This is a genomic window from Streptomyces sp. 35G-GA-8 (genome assembly GCF_023534745.1).
In the GTDB taxonomy this organism is placed as follows: Bacteria; Actinomycetota; Actinomycetes; order Streptomycetales; family Streptomycetaceae; genus Streptomyces.
Genome location: NZ_JAMHJQ010000020.1, coordinates 70,314 through 92,253, shown reverse-complemented (window position 1 = coordinate 92,253; position 21,940 = coordinate 70,314). Strand labels below are relative to the sequence as shown.

Annotated in this window: 20 protein-coding genes and 1 pseudogene; 12 read left to right on the top strand and 9 right to left on the bottom strand. The window is 71.1% G+C overall.

Features of this window, described 5'->3' with window-relative positions:
* On the top strand, positions 1-2,469 hold the full coding sequence (locus M1203_RS34145) for a [protein-PII] uridylyltransferase (protein WP_249953732.1): 2,469 nt from the start codon (positions 1-3) through the stop codon (positions 2,467-2,469).
* A 147-nt stretch (positions 2,470-2,616) separates the two neighbouring features.
* Entirely contained in the window at positions 2,617-4,155 is a 1,539-nt protein-coding gene (gene ffh, locus M1203_RS34140; protein ID WP_249953731.1) for a signal recognition particle protein, read from the top strand.
* Positions 4,156-4,751: 596 nt separating this feature from the next.
* Here the strand turns inward: ffh and M1203_RS34135 are convergent.
* The 9 genes from M1203_RS34135 to M1203_RS34095 all read right to left on the bottom strand — a co-directional run bounded on the left by M1203_RS34135 (position 4,752) and on the right by M1203_RS34095 (position 13,574).
* Positions 4,752-5,963 (bottom strand): phosphopentomutase, encoded by a 1,212-nt coding sequence (locus tag M1203_RS34135; RefSeq protein ID WP_249953730.1) that lies wholly within the window; start codon positions 5,961-5,963, stop codon positions 4,752-4,754.
* Between the two features lie 11 nt (positions 5,964-5,974).
* On the bottom strand, positions 5,975-7,135 hold the full coding sequence (locus M1203_RS34130; protein ID WP_249953729.1) for an alanine racemase: 1,161 nt from the start codon (positions 7,133-7,135) through the stop codon (positions 5,975-5,977).
* A gap of 2 nt (positions 7,136-7,137) precedes the next feature.
* Positions 7,138-8,238, bottom strand: coding sequence for an aminotransferase class V-fold PLP-dependent enzyme (locus M1203_RS34125; RefSeq protein WP_249953728.1), 1,101 nt, complete (start codon positions 8,236-8,238; stop codon positions 7,138-7,140).
* 1 nt (position 8,239) lies between these two features.
* Positions 8,240-9,205 (bottom strand): phosphotriesterase, encoded by a 966-nt coding sequence (locus M1203_RS34120; RefSeq protein WP_249953727.1) that lies wholly within the window; start codon positions 9,203-9,205, stop codon positions 8,240-8,242.
* Positions 9,206-9,252: 47 nt separating this feature from the next.
* Positions 9,253-10,620, bottom strand: a complete 1,368-nt coding sequence (locus tag M1203_RS34115) for a YhfT family protein (protein ID WP_249953726.1) — start codon at positions 10,618-10,620, stop codon at positions 9,253-9,255.
* A 34-nt stretch (positions 10,621-10,654) separates the two neighbouring features.
* A complete protein-coding gene (locus M1203_RS34110; protein WP_249953725.1) occupies positions 10,655-11,011 on the bottom strand; it encodes a DUF2620 domain-containing protein in 357 nt (118 codons plus the stop codon).
* A gap of 32 nt (positions 11,012-11,043) precedes the next feature.
* Complete coding sequence (locus M1203_RS34105) at positions 11,044-11,430, bottom strand: PRD domain-containing protein (protein ID WP_249953724.1); 387 nt, start codon at positions 11,428-11,430, stop codon at positions 11,044-11,046.
* A gap of 159 nt (positions 11,431-11,589) precedes the next feature.
* A complete protein-coding gene (gene yhfZ, locus M1203_RS34100) occupies positions 11,590-12,528 on the bottom strand; it encodes a GntR family transcriptional regulator YhfZ (RefSeq protein ID WP_249953723.1) in 939 nt (312 codons plus the stop codon).
* 134 nt (positions 12,529-12,662) lie between these two features.
* Positions 12,663-13,574, bottom strand: coding sequence for a methyltransferase domain-containing protein (locus M1203_RS34095; protein ID WP_249953722.1), 912 nt, complete (start codon positions 13,572-13,574; stop codon positions 12,663-12,665).
* A gap of 204 nt (positions 13,575-13,778) precedes the next feature.
* Here M1203_RS34095 and proS point away from each other — a divergent pair, with 204 nt between their 5' ends.
* The 10 genes and pseudogenes from proS (at position 13,779) to lepB (M1203_RS34045) (ending at position 21,896) form a co-directional block, all read left to right on the top strand.
* Complete coding sequence (gene proS, locus M1203_RS34090) at positions 13,779-15,194, top strand: proline--tRNA ligase (RefSeq protein WP_249953721.1); 1,416 nt, start codon at positions 13,779-13,781, stop codon at positions 15,192-15,194.
* Between the two features lie 296 nt (positions 15,195-15,490).
* Complete coding sequence (locus M1203_RS34085; protein WP_030351743.1) at positions 15,491-16,084, top strand: hypothetical protein; 594 nt, start codon at positions 15,491-15,493, stop codon at positions 16,082-16,084.
* 210 nt (positions 16,085-16,294) lie between these two features.
* Entirely contained in the window at positions 16,295-16,738 is a 444-nt protein-coding gene (gene rpsP, locus M1203_RS34080; protein ID WP_249953720.1) for a 30S ribosomal protein S16, read from the top strand.
* A gap of 2 nt (positions 16,739-16,740) precedes the next feature.
* On the top strand, positions 16,741-16,980 hold the full coding sequence (locus M1203_RS34075; RefSeq protein WP_030351741.1) for an RNA-binding protein: 240 nt from the start codon (positions 16,741-16,743) through the stop codon (positions 16,978-16,980).
* Between the two features lie 106 nt (positions 16,981-17,086).
* Positions 17,087-17,713 (top strand): ribosome maturation factor RimM, encoded by a 627-nt coding sequence (gene rimM / locus M1203_RS34070; RefSeq protein ID WP_249953774.1) that lies wholly within the window; start codon positions 17,087-17,089, stop codon positions 17,711-17,713.
* Entirely contained in the window at positions 17,713-18,534 is an 822-nt protein-coding gene (gene trmD, locus M1203_RS34065) for a tRNA (guanosine(37)-N1)-methyltransferase TrmD (protein ID WP_249953719.1), read from the top strand. The genes rimM and trmD overlap by 1 nt, the downstream gene beginning before the upstream one ends.
* Before the next feature lie 129 nt (positions 18,535-18,663).
* Positions 18,664-19,014: a 50S ribosomal protein L19 gene (gene rplS, locus M1203_RS34060; RefSeq protein ID WP_129772195.1), complete on the top strand. Its 351-nt coding sequence runs from the start codon at positions 18,664-18,666 to the stop codon at positions 19,012-19,014.
* A gap of 71 nt (positions 19,015-19,085) precedes the next feature.
* Positions 19,086-19,967 (top strand): signal peptidase I, encoded by an 882-nt coding sequence (lepB, locus tag M1203_RS34055; protein ID WP_249953718.1) that lies wholly within the window; start codon positions 19,086-19,088, stop codon positions 19,965-19,967.
* Positions 19,960-21,088, top strand: a pseudogene (gene lepB / locus M1203_RS34050) (signal peptidase I). Before lepB (M1203_RS34055) ends, lepB (M1203_RS34050) begins: the two are co-directional and overlap by 8 nt.
* The gene (gene lepB / locus M1203_RS34045) at positions 21,072-21,896 is read left to right on the top strand and encodes a signal peptidase I (RefSeq protein ID WP_374404694.1); all 825 of its coding nucleotides are present in this window, start codon (positions 21,072-21,074) and stop codon (positions 21,894-21,896) included. Before lepB (M1203_RS34050) ends, lepB (M1203_RS34045) begins: the two are co-directional and overlap by 17 nt.
* The last annotated feature ends 44 nt before the right edge of the window (positions 21,897-21,940 follow it).

The window sequence follows — 21,940 nt, the reverse complement described above, 5'->3', positions numbered from 1 at the left end:
GTGACGAGCCTCGAAGAGACGACCGAACAGGCAGACTCGGGACCCAGCGGCTACGCGGCGGCCCGGCTGCGCCTCCTCCAGGAGAAGGCGCGGTCCGGGCCGCCGCGCCGTGCCGCCCTGGCCAGACTGACCGACGGCTGGCTGAACGCGCTGTTCACCACCGCCGCACAGGAGGCCGGGGTGCGCGGCGCCGCGCTCGTCGCCGTCGGCGGCTACGGCCGCGGCGAACTGTCACCGCGCAGCGACCTCGATCTGCTGCTCCTGCACGACGGCAGATCCGGCCCCGCCGCGATCGCCGCACTCGCCGACCGCGTCTGGTACCCGGTGTGGGACCTCGGGCTCGCCCTCGACCACTCCGTACGCACCCCCGCCGAGGCGCGCAAGACCGCCGCCGAGGACCTGAAGGCGCAGCTCGGACTCCTCGACGCCCGCCATGTCGCCGGGGATCTTGGCCTGGTCAGCGGCGTACGCACCGCGATCCTCGCCGACTGGCGCAACAGCGCCCCCAAACGCCTCCCCGAACTGGACGAACTCTGCCGGGAGCGCGCCGAGCGCCAGGGCGAGCTCCAGTTCCTGCTGGAACCCGACCTCAAGGAGGCCAGGGGCGGACTGCGCGACGCCACCGCGCTGCGCGCCGTCGCCGCGTCCTGGCTCGCCGACGCGCCCCGCGAAGGGCTCTACGACGCCCGGCGCCGGCTCCTCGACGCCCGCGACGCCCTGCATCTGACCACCGGCCGGGCCACCGACCGGCTCGCCCTCCAGGAACAGGACCCGGTCGCCGCGGAACTCGGCCTGCTCGACGCCGACGCGTTGCTGCGGCAGGTGTACGAGGCGGGGCGCACCGTCTCGTACGCCTCCGACGTCACCTGGCGCGAGGTCAACCGCGTCCTGCGCTCCCGGGCCGTCCGCCCCCGACTGCGGGCCATGCTCGGCGGCAAGCCCGCCCAGGACCGCAGCCCGCTCGCCGAAAGCGTGGTCGAGCAGGACGGCGAGGTCGTCCTCGCCCGTACCGCCCGCCCCGAGCGCGATCTCGTCCTGCCCCTGCGGGCCGCCGCTGCCGCCGCCCAGGCCGGTCTGCCGATCTCGCTGCACGCCGTGCGCCGGCTGGCCGCCGCCTCGAAGCCGCTGCCGGTGCCCTGGCCCGCCGAAGCCCGCCAGGAACTGATCACCCTGCTCGGCGCCGGTGAGTCGACCGTCCCGGTCTGGGAGGCACTGGAGGCCGAGGGCCTGATCACCCAGCTCCTGCCCGACTGGGAGCGGGTCCGCTGCCGGCCCCAGCGCAACCCCGTACACACCTGGACCGTCGACCGCCATCTCGTGGAGACCGCCGTCCAGGCCTCCTCGCTGACCCGCCGCGTGGGCCGTCCCGACCTGCTGCTGATCTGCGCCCTGCTGCACGACATCGGCAAGGGCTGGCCGGGCGACCACTCCGTGGCCGGTGAGGTCATCGCCCGCGACGTCGCCGCCCGGATCGGCTTCGACCGCGAGGACATGGGCGTCATCGCCACGGTCGTGCGCCACCATCTGCTGCTCATCGACACCGCGACCCGGCGCGATCTGGACGACCCCGCGACCGTCGGGGCGGTGGCCGACCGGGTCGGCTCGCTCGCCACCCTGGAACTGCTGCACGCGCTCACGGAGGCCGACGCGCTGGCCACCGGGCCGGCGGCCTGGTCGTCCTGGCGCGCCTCGCTCGTCGACGATCTCGTCGCCCGCGTGGCCGCCGTCCTCGCGGGCGACGCCGTCGCCGAACCGGAAGCCGCCGCGCCCAGCGCCGAGCAGGAACGGCTGGCCGTCGAGGCGCTGCGCACCGGCGGTCCCGTACTGGCGCTGCACGCCCAGACCGAGGCCCCGCAGGACGACGGCGCACCCGAACCCGTCGGCGTCGAACTGCTCATCGCCCTGCCCGACCAGCCGGGGGTACTGCCCGCCGCGGCCGGGGTGCTCGCCCTGCACCGGCTGACCGTACGCGCGGCCGATCTGCGCGCCGTCGAACTGCCCGCGGAGCTGGGCAAGGGCACCGGACAGGGGAAGAAGACCACCGAGGTCCTGCTGCTGAGCTGGCGGGTGGCCGCGGAGTACGGCTCCCTGCCGCAGGCCGCCCGGCTCCGCGCCGATCTCGTACGGGCCCTCGACGGCTCGCTCGACATCCCGTCCAGGCTCGCCGAACGGGAGGCCGCCTATCCGCGCCGCCGGGGTGTCACGGCCCCACCGCCGCGCGTGACGGTCGCGCCGACCGCCTCCCAGCTCGCGACGGTCATCGAGGTACGCGCCCAGGACGCACCTGGGCTGCTGCACCGCATCGGCCGTGCCCTGGAGGAGGCGAAGGTACGGGTGCGCAGCGCGCATGTGTCGACGCTGGGCGCGAACGCGGTCGACGCGTTCTATGTGACGAACGAGCGGGGCCGGCCGCTGACCGAGAAGGCCGCCGCCGGGCTGGCCCACGCGGTGGAGGCCGCCCTGCGCTGACGGTCCGCCTCGTCCGCGCTTCGTACGTCCCGGTCATCCACAGGGCAGACCGCACCGCGCGCGGCCGGATACCCTGGGGGACGGTCTGTCCTTCACCGCGCGGGACAGCCCCCTCATCCGCCCCCGACCTGAGGATCCGCGACCACCGTGTTCGACACTCTCTCCGACCGCCTCGCAGCCACGTTCAAGAGCCTCCGGGGCAAAGGGCGCCTCAGCCCGGAGGACATCGACGCAACGGCCCGCGAGATCCGTATCGCCCTGCTCGAAGCCGATGTCGCGCTGCCCGTCGTCCGCGCCTTCATCGCCAAGGTCAAGGAGCGCGCCGCCGGCGCCGAGGTCTCCCAGGCGCTGAACCCGGCGCAGCAGGTCATCAAGATCGTCAACGATGAGCTCATCGGCATCCTCGGCGGCGAGACCCGTGTCCTGCGCTTCGCCAAGCAGCCGCCCACGGTGATCATGCTCGCGGGTCTCCAGGGCGCCGGTAAGACCACCCTCGCCGGAAAGCTCGGCCTCTGGCTCAAGGGCCAGGGCCACACCCCCCTGCTCGTCGCCTGTGACCTCCAGCGCCCCAACGCCGTCACGCAGCTCTCCGTGGTCGCCGACCGCGCGGGCGTCTCGGTGTACGCGCCCGAGCCGGGCAACGGAGTCGGCGACCCGGTCAAGGTCGCGAAGGACTCCATCGAGTACGCGAAGACCAAGCAGCACGACGTGGTCATCGTCGACACCGCCGGCCGCCTCGGTATCGACGAGGAGCTGATGAAGCAGGCCGCGGACATCCGCGACGCCGTCAGCCCGGACGAGGTCCTTTTCGTCGTCGACGCGATGATCGGGCAGGACGCGGTCAACACCGCGGAGGCGTTCCGCGACGGTGTCGGCTTCGACGGCGTGGTCCTCTCCAAGCTCGACGGCGACGCGCGCGGCGGCGCGGCCCTCTCCATCGCGCATGTCACCGGCAAGCAGATCATGTTCGCCTCGAACGGCGAGAAGCTGGACGAGTTCGACGCGTTCCACCCGGACCGCATGGCGTCCCGCATCCTCGACATGGGTGACCTGCTCACCCTGATCGAGCAGGCGGAGAAGACGTTCAGCCAGGCCGAGGCCGAGAAGATGGCCTCCAAGCTGGCGAGCAGCAAGGGCAAGGACTTCACGCTCGACGACTTCCTGGCGCAGATGGAACAGGTCAGGAAGATGGGCAGCATCAGCAAGCTGCTCGGCATGCTCCCGGGCATGGGACAGATCAAGGACCAGATCAACAACATCGACGAGAAGGACGTGGACCGCACCGCCGCGATCATCAAGTCGATGACTCCCGGGGAGCGTCAGGACCCGGTCATCATCAACGGCTCACGCCGGGCCCGGATCGCGCGGGGTTCTGGTGTCGAGGTCAGCGCCGTGAAGAACCTGGTGGAGCGGTTCTTCGACGCTCGCAAGATGATGTCGAAGATGGCGCAGGGCGGCGGGATGCCGGGGATGCCGGGCGTTCCGGGGATGGGCGGCGGTCCGGGCCGTACGAAGAAGAAGACGAAGCAGGCGAAGGGGAAGCAGCGGTCGGGGAACCCGATGAAGCGCAAGGCGGAGGAGCAGGCGGCGCTGGCGCGCCGTGAGGAGGCGGCGAATGGCTTGCCGGCCGGGGGGCAGGACAAGTCGTTCGAACTCCCGGACGAGTTCAAGAAGTTCATGAGCTAGTCCCTGCGTGTGCGGTGCGCGGTGCGCGGGGTGCGGGGTGCGGGTGCGGGTGCGTGCGTTGTCGGCCGGGGGCCGGGGCCTCCGGAGGTGCATGTCCGGACGGCATGATTTACGGCGCGGTTCTGGCCTGTCGTTGGTTCGGGCGGTCGCGCGCCACAAATCACGCTTTAGTGTCCGGACACGCACCTCCTCCGACCCCGACCCCCTCCCCCCGGTGGGTCCCGACTACTCGCCGTCCGGCCGGGGTGGGTGGGCTGGTGCGGGAGTGTGCCGCCGCCTCCCCCGCCCGCCCTCGCGCACGACCGGGCCCGCTTGTGCGGGTGGTGAAGGGGGGCGCGCAGGGGTCGTGTCCGGGACGTAGAGCGTGATTTGTGGCGCGCGAACGCCCGTCTCCTGACTGTGGCCAGAGTCGCGACGTAAATCATGCAGTCCCGGACGCGAGCCCGGAGCGACCACCGGCGACAACCCGCACCGCACCACCGGCCTCGGCCGAAACGCACCGTAGCCACGGCCCCTCGCCGGAAGGCGCACCGCCCGGAGCGACCACCGGCAACAACCCGCACACAACCACCGGCCCCAGCCGAAACGCACCGCGACTACGACCCCCCGCCTGGAGGCGCACCGCACACACTCCGCCGCAGCCACGCATCCGCGTCCGCGCCCACCTTCGCCAGCGTTCCCGCGTCCCCCGCCAGTTCCGGGCCCCCGCCGTTCGTGGTGTACGTCAGGACCGGGACGTATTCGCGTGTGTGGTACGCGTGGCCGATCGTCGGGTCGTTGCCGTGGTCGGCCGTCACCGTCAGCCGGTCGCCCGGGTCCGACAGCAGCCCGAGCAGCGCCGACAGGCCCGCGTCGGTCTGTTCCAGGATCCGGCCGTAGCGGTCGGTGTCCTGCTGGTGCCCGGCGAGGTCCGTCTCCTGGACGTTGGTGACGATGAGCCCGTCGCCGGGGGCGCGTACCGCCTCCAGTGTGTGCGCGAGGACATCCGCCGTCCGGACGGCCGGCCGCCGTACGGCGGCATCGCACGCCAGGATGTCCGCCGCCTTGCCGATCAGTGTCACCGGGATGCCCGCGCGGGCCGCCAGGTCCGGGAGCTGGCGGGTGTGGTCGAGGTCCGCGCCCAGGTGCTGGACTTGGAGTCCGCCGTTGCGATAGAAGCCGCTCGCCGGGGTGTCCAGGCCGACCGTGCCGCCGTCCCCGTCGCGTACGTACGCGCTGAGGGGGCCGTCCGCGTGGCCGCCGACCGCGATGACGCGGGCCACGGGCGCCACGGTCCGTACCGTACGGGCGATCGCGAGGATCCGGTCGAAGGGCAGGTCGTCCAGGCGGCCCGAGACGTTCCAGTTGATGCCCGGGTCGGCCTCCAGGTTGTCATGGACGAGTACCGCGCCGTCGACGAGGAGCAGGGGCCGGCCGTCGAGCGGTTCGGCGTGGTGGCCGGCCGCGGACAGGGCCGAGACGACCTCGGGGAGATGGTCGGCCAGCCGGGCCACCGTGACATGGCTGAAGTCCGCGCCCATCATGGTCTGATGGCCCGCGTAGGTGTCCGCGCCCGGGTAGCCGAGCGCCGCACGCCCCGCGGTCACCGGCAGCCGGCTGGACCTGGCCAGGTCGGGGTGGGGATGGACCAGGCCGAGGCCCAGTTGTCCCAGCGCGGGCAGCCGCAGCGGGCGGCCCAGGGACGCGCGGCAGTGGTCCAGTACATGCCCGCAGGTGTCGGCCGCGACATCGCCCGGCCGCAGCGCCCCCGCGTCCGGCATCGCGCCGATCCCGAATCCGTCGATGACGAGGATGACGGTCTTGCTCATGCGGTGGCTCCTTACAGGGCCCGGCCCCGCGCGTCGTACAGGCCGGTCAGCCGGGGTTTCCCGGTGGAGAGGCCGGCGACGACCGCGACGGTCGAGCGGGTGACGAAGATCTGCGTACGGAAGGCGAGTACGGCGGTGTCCCCGGCCCGCACCTCGCCGGAGGGGGGCGCGTCCAGCAGGCGGTAGTAGTCGATGTTCTCGGCGGGGGCGCCCTGGACCGGAAGGCGCAGACCGGTGCGCGGCAGCAGGGCGGTGCGGATGCCGGCGCGGCCGTAGAACCCGCCGCCGTGGAGCGCGGGCCGGCCGTCCGCGAGGGTGTGGGCGACCTCGCTGACGTAGACGTAGGCGGGCCGCTCGGGCTGGCGGGGGTCGATCGCGTGGAGCGGCGTGGTTCCGGTGAGGGAGTGGCCGGGCTCGCCGTGGGTGGCGCCCAGTTCGGCCAGCAGCGACAGGGTCGCCATGGAGGTGGCGCTGGGAGCGCTGAGCGCGACGGGGTGGTGGCCGCGGGCGGTGAGCAGTTCCCTGGCCTTGAGGGCGAGTTCGAAGTTGGGGGTGGGGGTGGGCCGACCGGTGACCGGGTCGCACAGGACACAGGGGAACGCGGTGACCCCGGCGATACGGATCGACGGCAGCTGTTCGGCGGCGGTCGCGAACTCGTCCAGCGCGTCGAGCGGTACGCCGCCCTCCTGGCCCGGGTAGACGGAGCCGGGAACGCCTTCGAGACGTACGAACACGTCCTGGACGAGGCCCAGTTCACCGGCGGCCTCCGAGACGGCCCGCGCGTTGGCGAGGTCGAAGACGGTCACCGCCTCGGGCCGCCAGGACAGCATCTCGGGGAGGTCGCGGCGGGGGATCTGGACGAGATGGCCGAGGTTGCCGGCCCGTGCCTCGGTGGCGTGCAGGACGCGGGCCTCGGCGGGGTCGATCGCGGCGAACCGGGGGATGTGCCGGGCGACGGCCCGGATCAGCGCGGGGTTGCGGCCGAACTGTTTGACCACGAACCACAGTGAGATCCCGAGCCGCTCGGCCTCGGCGGCCAGCAGCGCGGCGTTGGCCTCGACGGCGTCCGCGTCCATGACATACGTGTCGGGCGGGATGGCACCGGAGCGGTGCAGCGCGGTCGCCGTGTCGACGAGCGCGGGGTTGCGGGAGAGGACGGTGTCCAGGAACACGATCAGCCCTTCAGGTCGTGCAGCGAACGGCGGAGGATCTCGATCACGAGATCGGCTCCGGCCCGCATGGGGTTGATCCGTACGGTCCAGTCGGCGAGTCCGGGTTCGTCGTCGAGCGACGAGCTGGACATCCGGTAGACGAGCGGGGCGATCTCGTAGCGGGAGTTGGAGCCCACGGGGTAGGGCGCGGCGCCGTGCCGCGCGGCGACGGCGGGCAGCTCACGGGCGACGGGGCGGTCGAGCCGTACCAGCAGACAGCGGTCCTGGGCGTTGGCGATCCGTACCTCGGCGACACCCGGCACCTCGCCGGCGCTGAGCCGCTTCGCGATCTCCGCGCCCACCTGGGACTGGAGCGCCCACAGGACGGGGACATGGGTGAGCGCGCGCAGCGCGTCGAGCGCCTGGTGGCCCTGGACCTGGCCGCCGCCGGAGTAGTTGTCGGCGCGGAGGCGCCCGACGAGATCGCGGGCACCGACGACCGCGCCGACGCCTTCGGGGCCGTGCAGTTTGAAGAGGGAGAAGCACGAGGCGTCCGCGCCCAGTTCCACGCCGGAGGCGGGTACGCGCATCACCGCGTAGTTGTCGTCGACGACCGTACGGACTCCGGCGGCGCGGCAGTCGGCGAGGACCTCGCCCGGATCGTAGGAGTCGGCGAGCCGCTGCCGGCTGTGCTGGACGTACGCCCAGGAGAACGCGCCGGACTCCAGGGCGCGCCGGAGCGCCGGGCGGTCGTTGAAGTCGGCCTCGGTGGTTCGGACCCCGAGGCCGCGCAGGGTGACGGCGGTCGTCCGGTAGACCGGGGCCCGGTGGATCAGCAGCGGGTCACCGGGGGAGACGGCCGCGCCGAGCGCGGCGCGGATCGCGCCCGTACCGGCGCCTTGGACGAGCGCCGCGTCCTCGGCGCCGAAGTAGTCGGCGAGTACGGCCTCGACGCGGGCGGTCGTACGGGGGCGGCCGAGCCCCGGTACGACACCGGCGTCCGCCTCGAAGAGCTGAGGTCCCTCGAAGTGCGCGGCGGTGCACTCCAGGAGCCGGAACTGCCGCCGGGCCGCGTCCTCCAGGGGGATGGTCGCCAGCGGGAAGGTCCGCGGGAGCACGGGCATCTCAGATCACCTCGGTGTCGTTGTCGGCGGCGGTATCCGGGTCGGTGCCCGTCAGGAAGCGCAGCGGATTGCGCCGGGTCATCAGATCGATCAGTTCGTCGTCCACGCCCGCCGCGCGCGCCTTGGGCAGGAAGGACCGGAAGAGATGTCCGTACCCCTGGCCGCCCTCCGACTCCAGATAGCCGTGGCGCGAGATGTCGCAGCTGAGCAGAGCGCGGTCCGCGTGACCGGCGTCCAGCAGGGCGAGCAGCAGCCGCAGCCGGGTGTCGTCGCTCTGGTAGGACTCCTTGCCGACGGTGTCGAAGGCGACATACGCGCCGCTCGCCGCCAGCTCGCGGTGGACGGCGGGATCGTCCAGCAGATCCTGGTGGCCGACGGAGATCCGGTGCGGCGCCAGGCCCGTACCGGCGAGCAGTTCGAGCTGGGCGAGCCCGCCGCGGCCGAGCTGGGCATGGGTGGCGACCGACAGCCCGGTGGCGAGCGCGGCGTGCGCCGAGGCGAGCAGCGCGCGGCGCTCCGGCTCGCTGGGCAGGTCGCCGTGGCTGCCGATCTCGCCGAGGACACCCGGGCGGATCCCGGTGGAGTCGAGCCCGTCGGTGATCTCCTGGACCAGGGTCGCGGTGAGCAGGTCGACGGGCGTGCCGCCGATCTCGTCCCGGTGGAAGGGCTCGTAGTACCAGCCGGTGGCCGCGACCACCGCGACCCCGGACTCCTCGGCGATACGCGCCAGCGCGCGCGGGTCGCGGCCCATGCCGCGGCAGGTCAGCTCGATGATCAGGGAGAGCCCGAACTCCTCGCGCAGGGCGGTCAGTTCGGAGGTGACCGCGCGCAGATGGCGCCCCGGGTCGAGAACGGCGGCGCCGTCGCCCGTACGGTCGAGATCGAGGACGAGGTGTTCATGGGAGAGGGCCGGGCCGCGCACGGCGGAGACGGGCAGCGGCCCGGCGACGGTGGTGAGACGAGGCATGAGAGTGGGGGTGCCTTCCTGGCGGGTCCGTCCGGACCGTCGTGGGCTCAGCCCTTGACGGGGGTGAACAGATCCAGCCAGTAGAGGATGTTCAGAAGAACGCCGCCGACGATGACCGCCGCGGGCGCCGCCGCCATCCGCACCACGGGTCTGCCCATCGCCTCGTTGAGGAGATAGAGCCCGCCCACGATGAGGATCGCGAGCCCGCCGCCCATGACATTGGCCGCGAGCAGTGAGCCGAAGAGGATCGCCAGTTGCAGGCTGTCGGTGATCGCGCTCCGCAGATGCTCGGAGGAGTCCCGCACGCTCGGCAGCTTGCCCAGGACCTTGCCGATGGAGGACAGGGCCAGCACTTCGAGGGCGAAGACCGCGGCGCCGACGACGGCCGCCAGGATCGGGTTCGGCATCAGATAGCCGATGGGGTAGACGAGTGTGAAACCGGCGATGCCGTACGCGCCGGAGGCGAGCGCGGTCGTCGCGATCAGCGGGATGAAGCCGAAGACCCGGTAGAAGTCGACCTGCGCGGCCTCGCTGTACTGGCCCTTGGCGATCAGGAAGCTGGTCGCCTCGCCGCCGCCGAAGACATGCATCTGCGCCAGCACACAGACGCCGGCGCCCAGCACCATGAACAGCGGCAGATACCGGCGCAGCCGCAGCGCACTGGCGCTGAAGAGCGAGGCCATCGGATCATCACCGGCGGCCACGGACTGTCCCGTACCCGAGGTCTCCTCGCCGGCCGCCAGCGCGGCGGCCCGGTCCTCCTTGCGCTGGAGCAGATCCTTCCGTACGGCGAAGCCGATGAGCAGCAGCACACCGGCCGCCATCGCCAGTGAGCCGGCGAAGACATTGGGCCAGAGCTTCATCGTCATGATCACGAGCGCCAGTTCCAGCACGGCGGCCAGACCGCCGCGCAGCCGGCCGAACTGCTTGGTGATGGCGAGCACCGGGAAGAGCGTGAAGAGGAAGAGGATCGGCGTCGACATCTGCTGCATCGCGGTCAGGAAGTCGACGGGCAGATCGTGCGCCACCTCATTGGCGCCGCTCAGGCCGAAGACGACCACCGCGCCCCAGGCGCCGCCGAGCAGCGGCGCGAGCCACTTCCTCGGCGCCAGGATGCCCAGGATGTCGGTGGGGAGGAAGAGCAGCCAGGGGTTGAGCACACCGCTGGACAGCGCCATCGGGGCGCCCAGGCCGAAGATGAAGCCCGCCGAGAGGCCGAAGGAGACCGCGGTGGTGGCGCTCCGCTTGGCGCGTCCCTGGATGAAGTCGAGCATGAAGGGGCGTACGCCGTCGTTGAACACGGCCAGCGCCATGTGCGAGACGAAGGCCGTCAGCGCGCACAGGGCTATGACAAAAAGCTTCTGCGTCAGCGAGAAGTCCAGACTGGTACTCGCTGCGAGGACGGTGCTGCTCACGGGGTCTCTCCTCCGGTCCCTGGCAGGTCTTCGGTCAGCCGCGCGCGGTGATGGCGCGGGCCATGATCGGGGCGATCACGTCGATCTGGTCGATGGCGAAGCCGAAGACCTTCTTGCCGTCCGCCAGCAGGGCGGCGACCTCGTCCTCGGAGGGGACATGGCGGCCGAAGGTGTGGCAGAGCGGCCGGCCGAGGAGGCCGACGAGGATGCCGAGGGAGGCGCCGGCGCCGGTGTGACAGGTGCCGAGGTAGTAGTCGGCCTGTCCGGCGCGGAGTTTCATCGCGGCGTCCATGTCGTTGGAGACCGTGATCTCCAGGCCGTCGAGGCCGAGTGCGGAGACGGTGTCGGCGACCTCGGTCTTGCCGACGCCGCCGGTGAGGATCTTCGTCATGGCTGGGTCCTTAGCGCTACGAGTGGTGAGTCCTACGAGTGGTGTGAGGCGGGGGAGTTCTGGGCCAGTACGGCGAGATGCAGGCCCAGGAAGTTGATCTCGGAATCGGGAAGCGGAGCGCCCAACTCCCGTTCGGCGCGCAGGGAGACCGCGCGGGCCCGGGCCAGGGCCTCGGGATGTCCGGTGAGTTCGGCCGCCACCTGCTCGTCGGTCCTGAACTCCTCGATCGGCGCGCCGTCCAGCAGCCGGTTGAGGGCCATCATGAGATGGCTGGTGAGCATGCCCGCCGTGGCCTCGGTGACGGTATGGCCCTCGGCGGCCAGGGCGGCCAGCTCCTCGGTCACGAACGCGGCGACCTCGGGCCTGACCTGGCCGCTCTCGTGGAACAGCCGGACGCGGAGGGCGAGCTGGTCGTCCATGGTGGTCCTTTCCTTCGATTCCTTGGGGGCGATTCCTCGGGGGGCGATTCCTCTGGGGGCGATTCCTCGGGCGGGGCGATCGGACAGTAACCAGGATTTTGTATTTTCTGGGTGCGCGTGGACTCCGGGGGTGTCCTTTCGCGCGGGCGGGCCGGGCGGTCAGTACGAGGGCGTGCGCTCACCGCGCAACACCTCGGCCTGGAGGGTGGTGACCACCGACAGATCAAGGGACTCCCGTACGGCGCCGAGTGCTTTCGCCCCCTCCGTCCTGCCGATGATCGCCGCTCTGGAGTTGCGCAGTGACAGATCGCGGGTGACCTCGTCGCCGAGCGGCAGGACGTCCACACTCGTGCCGAGCAGCCCCTGCACCTCATCGAGGTTCCAGACGGTGGCGTCGGCCCGGTCGTGTTCGAACAGCTCGCGCAGCTGCATGTACGAGGCCTCGACCCACTCGATGTCCGAGCGCCCGGCGAACGCGCGCTCGGCGAGCATCCGTTGATCCTCCGAGGCGTGGTCGATGGCGACGCGCAGCCCCGGGGTCTCCGGGTCCGAGCCGCGCCGCACCAGCAGTCCGTGCGCCCCGACGTAGGTGGCCGGGCCCAGATCCGCGACCAGCTCGACCGGGTGGTCCTCGATCAGCCGGTCGGCGGCGAAGCGCGAGAGGACGACGAGATCGACCTTCCCTTCGAGGAGCGCGGTCGTACGGGTGCCGGCGCCCCGCATGAAGGTGATCGCGAAGGGCGCGCCCGCCTCTTCGAAGGCGGAGCGCAGCCCCGTCGCCAGTCCCTCGTACCGGCGGGAGTACGGCAGCGGCATCGCGGCAAGGAGGGTGCCGAGTCCGGAGAGCCGCCACAGTATGGAGCGGTCCGAGCGGACGAGGAAGGTGCCGAGATGGCCCCGGGCCGTCGTCTCGATCGCCTCGGCGTTCTCCAGCAGCTGGAGCGCGGCCTGGACGGTGCCGTTCCCGACGCCCAGTTCCACGGCGAAGTCCCGCACGCGCGGCAGCCGGGTCTCCGGCTCGTGGTTCAGCAGGAGAACTGCCAGCTGCCGGGCCGCGAGGCCGTTGCGGGTCAGGAAACGCTCGTCGAAGCCAGTCACGAAGGAGACAGTAAACAGGATTCTGGATACTGTCCAGGGTCCCGCACCCGTCCGTTTCCGGGCCGTTTCCGGTCCGGGGCCGAGTCCGGGGCCGAGTCCGGGGCCGAGTCCGGGGCAGGGGCCGTGCCCGGGCCTCAGGGAGTCCGGGCGATCAGATACCGGAAGACATTCGGCATCCAGACCGTGCCGTCATGGCGCAGATGCGGATGGAGCGCCTCGCCGATCTCCTTCTCCACCAGCCGCCGGTTCGTCGTCCGGATCGCGCCGTCGAACACCCCCGTCGACAACAGGCCGCGGACCGCGCTCTCCTGGTCCGCGTACCCGAACGGGCAGGCCACCCGCCCCGAACCGTCCGGCTTCAGACCCGCCCGCGCCGCGATCTCCTCCAGATCGTCGCGGTGCCCCCGCCGCCGGGCGTCCTCGCGCGGACGCTCGCTCAGCCGGCCCGCGATCCGCAGCACCCCGTCCGTGGCGCAGCGCTCGGGCGGACCCCAGCCCGCGAGCACCACGGGTGTACCGCGCCGGGCCAGTGGTATCGCCTCGCCGAGCGCGGGACCGAGCCCCTTCGCGTCGCCCGCGACGGAGCCGATCGGCTGGAAGGCGGTGATCAGGTCGTACGGTGAACGGCCGGGCCCCGGCGCGGCGTCGGCCATCCGGTCCACCGGCAGCAGCGTGCCCGCGTCGGCCGCGCGGTCCGCCCGGCCGTCCCGCTCCCGGCCGTCCCGCTCCCGGCCGTCCCGCTCCCGCTCGGCGCGCAGCCGTTCACGGGCCAGCGCCAGCCGCTCGGCGTCGGAGTCGACACCGGTCACCCGCGCACCCCGCGCCGCCGCGAGCAGCAGGGCGAGCCCCGAGCCGCAGCCGAGGCCGAGCACCCGGGTCCCCTTGCGGACCTCAAGCCGCTCGTACACCGCTTCGTAGAGCGGCACCAGCATCCGTTCCTGGATCTCGGCCCAGTCGCGGGCACGCGCGCCCGCGTCGGGGAGAACCGCCGGTGCCGTGCCCGGGTGCGCGAACCGCTGGTGGTGCCGGCCGAGCGTACGTGTCATGGATAGCGCCCCAATCCGCCGAGAGGTCGGTCGTGCCCAGATGGACAGCCCCCCGTGTGCGTGCGCGCGTTCTTCCCCCGTATGCCAGAGAACTCCGCATCCGTGCCCGCGTCCAGTGGGCGGCGGGCAAAGCGTGTATGCCCCGGGCGTGCGCCCCCGCGCGTATGGCCGGTTCCTTACGCCCGAGCCCGTACGATGCGCGCCATGGCGAAGGCACCTGTTCTCACGCCCCGGGCGGACGACTTCCCGCGCTGGTACCAGGATCTGATCAACAAGGCCGAACTGGCCGACAACGGGCCGGTGCGCGGCACGATGGTGATGAGGCCATATGGGTACGGTCTGTGGGAGCGGATGCAGCAGGAGCTGGATACCCGTATCAAGGCCGCGGGCGCCTCGAACGCGTACTTCCCGCTCTTCATCCCGCAGTCGTATCTGACCCGGGAGGCGGCGCACGTCGAGGGTTTCGCGCCCGAACTGGCGGTCGTCACCCACGGCGGCGGCAAGGACCTTGAGGAGCCGGTCGTCGTACGGCCCACCTCCGAGACGATCGTCAACGAGTACTTCGCCAAGTGGGTGCGCAGTTACCGCGATCTGCCGCTGCTCATCAACCAGTGGGCCAATGTCGTCCGCTGGGAGATGCGCCCCCGCGTCTTCCTGCGCACCACCGAATTCCTCTGGCAGGAGGGCCACACCGCCCATGCCACCTACGAGGACGCCAGGGACTACGCCGCGCACATCCACCGGAACGTCTACGCGGACTTCATGACCGAAGTCCTCGGGATCGATGTCGTCCTGGGCCGCAAGACCGCGCGCGAGCGCTTCGCCGGGGCCGTCAACACCCTGACGCTCGAAGGGATGATGGGCGACGGCAAGGCCCTCCAGCTGGGCACGAGCCACGAGTTGGGACAGAACTTCGCGCGGGCCTTCCACACCCGGTATCTGTCGAAGGAGGGCACCGAGGAGTTGGTCTGGCAGACCTCCTGGGGCGCCTCGACCCGGATGGTCGGCGGGCTGATCATGTCGCACGGCGACGACGACGGGCTGCGTGTCCCGCCCCGTCTCGCCGCCGTACAGGCCGTGGTGCTGGCCATCAAGGACGACGAGCCGGTCCTGGCCGCCGTCCGCGAGACCGCCGACCGGCTCCGGCTCGCCGGCGTCCGGGTCATGATCGACGACCGTACCGACATCCCCTTCGGCCGCCGGGCCGTCGACTGGGAGTTGAAGGGCGTGCCCGTACGGATCGAGATCGGCCCGCGCGATCTGGAGAACGGCACCGCGATGCTCGTACGCCGGATCCCCGGCGGCAAGGAGCCGGTGGCCGTCGGGGCACTCGCCGGGCTGCTGCCCACGGTCCTGGAGGACGACCAGGCACTGCTGTTGACGGAGTCCAGGGCGCGCCGCGAGGCCCGTACCGCCGAGGTCTCCACCGTCGAGGAGGCCGCCGAGGCCGCCGCCGCGGGCGGTTGGGCACGCATCCCCTGGGCGACGCTGGGTACCCGGGGAGAGGCGGCTCTCGCCGAGCTCGGGGTCTCCGTACGGTGTCTGGTCGCCGAGGACGGGGCGGTGCCGGAAACGGATGATGCGGCGGGTAGTGTCGCCATTGTGGCCCGTGCGTATTGAGCGCATCCGTCACCAGGAGTCCGGCGAGTCCCTGGGCAGTCGCCCCCGCGGCGGAACTCCTCGGGACTCCTCCGACGGAACTCCTCCTCAAGGGGAAGCGCGGGTGTACGTAGATCGTCTACGCGTCGAAGCGTACGAGTCGCTACGTACCACCTTGGTAGGAGCTGTGAGGCTTCTCCGCAGATCAGCGCACCCGCCCTCGTCCGGACGCATCAATGACAACTGACGGGTACGTGCAAATTATTTGAGATGCCCCGTAATGGAACCCGGGAGGGCTCCGGCTCGTTGTTCACGACGTGAGCACGACACCACCTGTTCTCGCCGCAGAGCTGGCGCAGGCGTGGGCCGATATTCAGCGGTCCCACCCCGAGCTGCCGGATCTTGCCGCGCCAGAGTCCCTGATCGGAGAGTCGTCGTCCGCCTGTGGCGCCGAGCTCTCCTTCGAACGACTGCTTCACGAAGCGGTCCATGGCATCGCCGCGGCCAGAGGTGTCCGCGACACCTCGCGGGCGGGCCGCTATCACAACCGCCGATTCCTCGCCATCGCCGAGGAGATGGGCCTGGACCATCCCGAGGAGCCGCATCCCAGCAGCGGTTTCTCCCTGGTCTCGCTCAGTCCCGAGGCGAAGCGGCGGTACCGTCCCACCATCGAGCGATTGCAGCGCGCCCTCAAGGCGCACACGGTCGCGACGGCCGCCGACACCAAGCGCAGCTTCCGCGGTCCTGCCGCGAGACACGGCTCGTCCGGTGGCGGGGTACGCGTCAAGGCGGTCTGTGACTGCGGGCGGAACGTACGGGTCGTACCCTCGGTCCTCGCCCAGGCCCCGATCGTCTGCGGCGGCTGCGGCAAGCCCTTCCGTATCCCCGAAGTGGTCGGTGCCGCGGGCTGAGTCACCGGCCGTCCCGGCCGCTCCCGTCCCCTGCCCGTCGCCGCGTCATGCCCGGTCGCGGTCGTATGGCAGAATGACCAGCTGTACTCGACAGTCGCACAGGACCCCTCTCTCCTCCGGCTGACGCGTCCATCGGGCGGATCGGGTACCGCAACCCCACGCGGCATCCCGTTGTGCCCAACCACGTCAAGACCAGGAGACACCACTCCAGTGGCAGTCAAGATCAAGCTGAAGCGTCTGGGCAAGATCCGTTCGCCTCACTACCGCATCATCGTCGCCGACTCCCGTACCCGCCGTGACGGCCGGGCCATCGAGGAGATCGGTCTGTACCACCCGGTGCAGAACCCCTCGCGCATCGAGGTCGACTCGGAGCGCGCGCGTTACTGGCTGTCCGTCGGCGCCCAGCCGACCGAGCCGGTTCTCGCGATCCTCAAGCTCACCGGTGACTGGCAGGCGCACAAGGGCCTGCCGGCCCCCGCGCCGCTGCTCCAGCCGGAGCCGAAGGCCGACAAGCGCGCCCTCTTCGAGGCCGCCGCGAAGGACGCCGGCGACGAGCCCAAGGGTGAGGCGATCACTCAGAAGGCCAAGAAGTCCGACAAGAAGGCCGACGAAGCCGGGACCGAGTCCTCGGCCGCCGAGTCGACCGAGGCCTGAGCATGCTCGAGGAGGCTCTTGAGCACCTCGTGAAGGGCATCGTCGACAATCCGGACGAAGTGCAGGTGGCCTCGCGCAACCTGCGCCGCGGCCGTGTGCTGGAGGTCCGGGTGCACCCGGACGACCTCGGCAAGGTGATCGGCCGCAACGGCCGCACCGCACGTGCTCTGCGGACCGTCGTGGGCGCCATCGGCGGCCGTGGCATCCGCGTCGATCTCATCGACGTGGACCAGGTCCGCTGAGACAGCAGAACACCGGCAGGGGCCGGGAGGGCCACGGCCTTCCCGGCCTTCGCTGTTTCCCGCGCGTGATCGTGACGCGTGATCGTGACAAGAAGGTGGAGTGTCAGTGCAGTTGGTGGTCGGGCGGGTGGGCCGCGCCCATGGGATCAAGGGTGAGGTCACCGTAGAAGTACGTACGGACGAGCCCGAACTGCGGCTCGGCCCCGGCGCCGTACTCGCCACGGAACCGGCCCAGGCCGGGCCGCTGAGGATCGAGACGGGCCGGGTGCACAGCGGCAGGCTGCTGCTGCGCTTCGAGGGCGTACGCGACCGTACGGGCGCCGAGGCGCTGCGCAATGTCCTGCTGATCGCGGAGGTCGACCCCGAGGAACTCCCCGAGGATCCCGAGGAGTTCTACGACCATCAGCTGATGGACCTGGATGTGGTGCTGGCCGACGGCACGGAGGTCGGGCGGATCACCGAGATCTCGCATCTGCCCTCGCAGGACCTGTTCATCGTGGAACGGCCGGACGGCAGCGAGGTGATGATCCCGTTCGTGGAGGAGATCGTCACCGAGATCGACCTGGAGGAGCAGCGGGCCGTCATCGACCCGCCGCCGGGGCTGATCGACGACAGGGCGGAGATCGCCTCCAGCCGGGACGCCGACCCGGCCGCCGACTCGGCCGGTGAAGCCCCGGACGAGGACGGCGCGGCGACGGGCGAGGACGGCGCGGCCGGTAAGGACGGCGGCTGATGCGGCTCGATGTGGTCACGATCTTCCCGGAGTACCTGGAGCCGCTGAACGTCTCACTCGTCGGCAAGGCCCGCGCGCGCGGCCGGCTCGATGTCCACGTACACGACCTCCGGGAGTGGACGTACGACCGCCACAACACGGTCGACGACACCCCGTACGGCGGTGGTCCCGGCATGGTCATGAAGACCGAGCCCTGGGGCGACGCGCTGGACGACGTCCTGGCGAGCGGCTACGAGTCGGGCGCCCATGGCCCGGTCCTGGTCGTCCCCACGCCCAGTGGCCGCCCCTTCACCCAGGAGCTGGCCGTCGGACTCTCCGAGCGGCCCTGGCTGGTCTTCACGCCGGCGCGCTACGAGGGCATCGACCGCCGGGTCATCGACGAGTACGCGACCCGGATACCGGTGGTCGAGGTCTCGATCGGCGACTATGTGCTCGCGGGCGGCGAGGCGGCCGTACTGGTGATCACGGAGGCCGTGGCCCGGCTGCTGCCCGGTGTGCTCGGCAACGCGGAGTCGCACCGCGACGATTCCTTCGCCCCCGGCGCGATGGCGAATCTGCTGGAGGGCCCCGTCTACACGAAGCCGCCGGAGTGGCGCGGGCGCGGGATTCCGGATGTGCTGCTCAGCGGCCACCACGGCAGGATCGCGCGCTGGCGGCGGGACGAGGCGTTCCGGCGTACGGCCCTCAACCGGCCCGATCTGATCGAGCGTTGCGATCCCGCGTCCTTCGACAAGAAGGACCGCGAGATGCTCTCCATCCTGGGCTGGGCGCCGGAGCCAGGTGGCCGATTTTGGCGCAGGCCCGAGGCCATGGAAGAATAGGCCGCTGCCTTACGTCCGGCGTGCGCCCCTGCCACAGGGGGAACGACGCCCGCCCGACGCGAACGGCACATCGGACTCTCTCTCGATATCCGCTGATGACCTGTGGCATCAGCGAGGAAGCAGACCTTCATGGCCAGCCTGCTCGACGTCGTCGACGCATCGTCGCTCCGCAGCGACCTCCCCGCTTTCCGTCCCGGTGACACCGTGAACGTCCACGTACGTGTCATCGAGGGCAACCGCTCCCGTATCCAGCAGTTCAAGGGCGTGGTCATCCGCCGCCAGGGATCCGGTGTCCGTGAGACCTTCACGGTCCGCAAGGTCTCCTTCTCCGTCGGCGTCGAGCGTACTTTCCCGGTGCACAGCCCGATCTTCGAGAAGATCGAGCTGGTCAGCCGCGGTGACGTCCGTCGCGCGAAGCTGTACTACCTCCGTGAGCTGCGCGGCAAGGCCGCGAAGATCAAGGAGAAGCGCGACAGGTAGGACCCGCGGCGTCCGGCTCGGTCCGGGCGCGCACCCGGGTCCACAGGGCCGCCGGATAAGATCTGGCCCCGATGGACACCGAAGAACGGCAGACGGAGCGCGATCGCTCTTCCGGATCCCACGACGGGACGGAAGAGGGATCGCGCTCCGCGCGTTCCTCCGGGCGGCTCCCCGGACTCTCCGGAGTTCCCGGATTCCCCGGGCTGTCCGGGCCCTCCTGGCGCAGGGCGGGCCTCCTCGCGCTCGCCTGCGCCGTCTTCGCGCTGCTGCTCAGCAGCTTCGTTGTGCAGCCGTTCCTGATCCCCAGCGGCTCGATGCGGCCCACTCTCCAGGTCGGGGACCGCGTGCTGGTCAACAAGTTGGCGTACCGTTTCGGTACCGCGCCGGAGCGCGGTGATGTGGTGGTCTTCGACGGCACCGGATCCTTCGTCCAGGAGCCGCCGGGGGAGAACCCCGTCACCGGGCTGCTGCACGGGGCGGCCGCGGCCCTCGGTCTCGCCGCACCCGCCGAGACCGACTTCGTCAAGCGTGTGGTCGGTGTGGGGGGTGACCGGGTGGTCTGCTGCGACAAGGGGGGCAGGGTCGAGGTGAACGGCCGGGCTGTGGACGAGGGGTACCTGTACGCCGGCGACGCCCCCTCCAGCGTTCCCTTCGACATCGTCGTACCCCAGGGCACGCTCTGGGTGATGGGCGACCACCGCAGCAATTCGCGCGACTCCCGCGACCATCTCGGCGACCCCGGCGGCGGCATGGTGCCCGTGGACAAGGTCATCGGACGGGCGGACTGGATCGGCTGGCCGCTGGGCCGCTGGGCCGTCCTGGAGCCGACAGGGGCCTTCCACGACGTACGGAGCCCGGGAGGCGCGGTGACCCCGGCGGACGCGGGCGCGGGCGCGCCGGGTGGCACGGGGACCTCGGGTGACGCGGGGATTCCGGGCGGTGCCCATGGGTAAGCGGGGGCGCCGTCGCCCCAGCCATGGGTCGGACACCCGGCTGCCGACCGGCTCCCGGCCCACCACCGGCCGGACGCTGCCGGGGCGCGCGGAGCGCCGTAAGCTCGCGCGCCGGGTCAAACAGCGCCGCCGCAGGTCCGCGGCGAAGGAGATACCGATACTCATCACCGTGGCGGTGCTGATCGCGCTGGTCCTGAAGACCTTCCTGGTCCAGGCGTTCGTGATCCCCTCGGGCTCGATGGAGCAGACGATCAGGATCAGCGACCGGGTGCTGGTGGACAAGCTGACCCCATGGTTCGGCTCGAAGCCGGAGCGGGGCGATGTCGTGGTCTTCAAGGACCCCGGCAACTGGCTCCACGACGAGCAGCCGCCGCCGGACGACTCACCGATCGTGATCAAGCAGGTCAAGCAGGCGCTGACCTTCATCGGACTGCTGCCGTCCGCCGACGAGCAGGATCTGATCAAGCGCGTCGTCGCAACCGGCGGGGACACCGTCAAATGTTGCGACCGGGACGGCAAAGTCACGGTCAACGGCACCCCGCTCACCGAGCCGTATCTGAACCCCGGGAACGTGCCCTCCACCATCCCCTTCGAGGTGCGGGTGCCGGAGGGGCGCATTTTCGTGATGGGGGACCACCGGTCCAATTCGGCCGACTCACGCTTCCACCTCCAGGAGGCGGACAAGGGGACCGTCTCGGAGGACGAGGTCGTGGGGCGCGCGGTCGTCATCGCCTGGCCGGTCGGTCACTGGCGGCGGCTGGAGGAGCGGGAGACCTACGCGTCGGTTCCTGACCCGCGCGCCGCGCCGACGACAGCCCTGGGGCCGTCGGAGTCGCTTACTGTGTCTTACCAGGATCTGAACGGATTGATCCGGCTCCCGACCCCTGCGGAACTCCCGCTCGTTATGGGAGTGGTGGGCCTGTCCCGTCTCCGGGGCAGGCGTTCGCACGGAGTAATCGCACGGAGTGAGGAGTGGATGTGGGGGATGTGGCGGTCGGCGCACGATCCGGACACGATGATCCCGAGGAGGGACACGAGCAGCTCGCCGAGGCGCCCGAAAACGTGACGGCCCGGTCGACGGAACGCGGGAACGGGTCCGGTGGGATCCAGGACGGCGATAGGGACGGCGACAGCGACAGCGAAGGATCGGACGCGAGGAAACCGCGCTCCTTCTGGAAGGAGCTGCCCCTTCTCATCGGGATCGCGCTTCTGCTGGCGCTTCTGATCAAGACTTTCCTGGTACAGGCGTTCTCGATCCCCTCGGACTCGATGCAGAACACCCTGCAGCGGGGCGACCGGGTGCTGGTGGACAAGCTCACTCCCTGGTTCGGCTCCGAGCCGGAGCGTGGCGAGGTCGTCGTCTTCCATGATCCGGGCGGCTGGCTGGACAGCACCCAGGCGCCCGAGCCGAATGTGGCGCAGCGGTTCCTGAGCTTCATCGGACTGATGCCGTCCGCCGAGGAGAAGGACCTGATCAAGCGGGTCATCGCGGTCGGCGGTGACACGGTGGAGTGCAAGAAGGGCGGAAAGGTCCAGGTCAACGGCGTTCCGTTGAACGAGACCGACTACATCTACCCGGGCAACACTCCCTGTGACGACAAGCCCTTCGGGCCGATCGACGTGCCCAAGGGCAGCATCTGGGTGATGGGTGACCACCGGCAGAACTCGCTGGACTCCCGCTACCACCAGGAGCTGACCGGAAACGGCACGGTCTCCAACGACGAGGTCGTCGGGCGTGCCTTCGTGGTGGCCTGGCCGATCAACCGCTGGTCGTTCCTTCCGGTGCCCGACACGTTCGACCAGTCCGGGCTGAGCGCGGCGGCGTCGGTGGCCTCGGCCGCGGCTCCGGGGGCGCTGGGCCTGGCCGGAGCGGTGCCGCTCGTGCTGTGGCGCCGAAGGCGGCTTACCCGGGGGCGTACCGCCGGGTAGGGTGCCGTCCCGGATCGCCGATCTCCGAGGATCGTTCTCCGGAG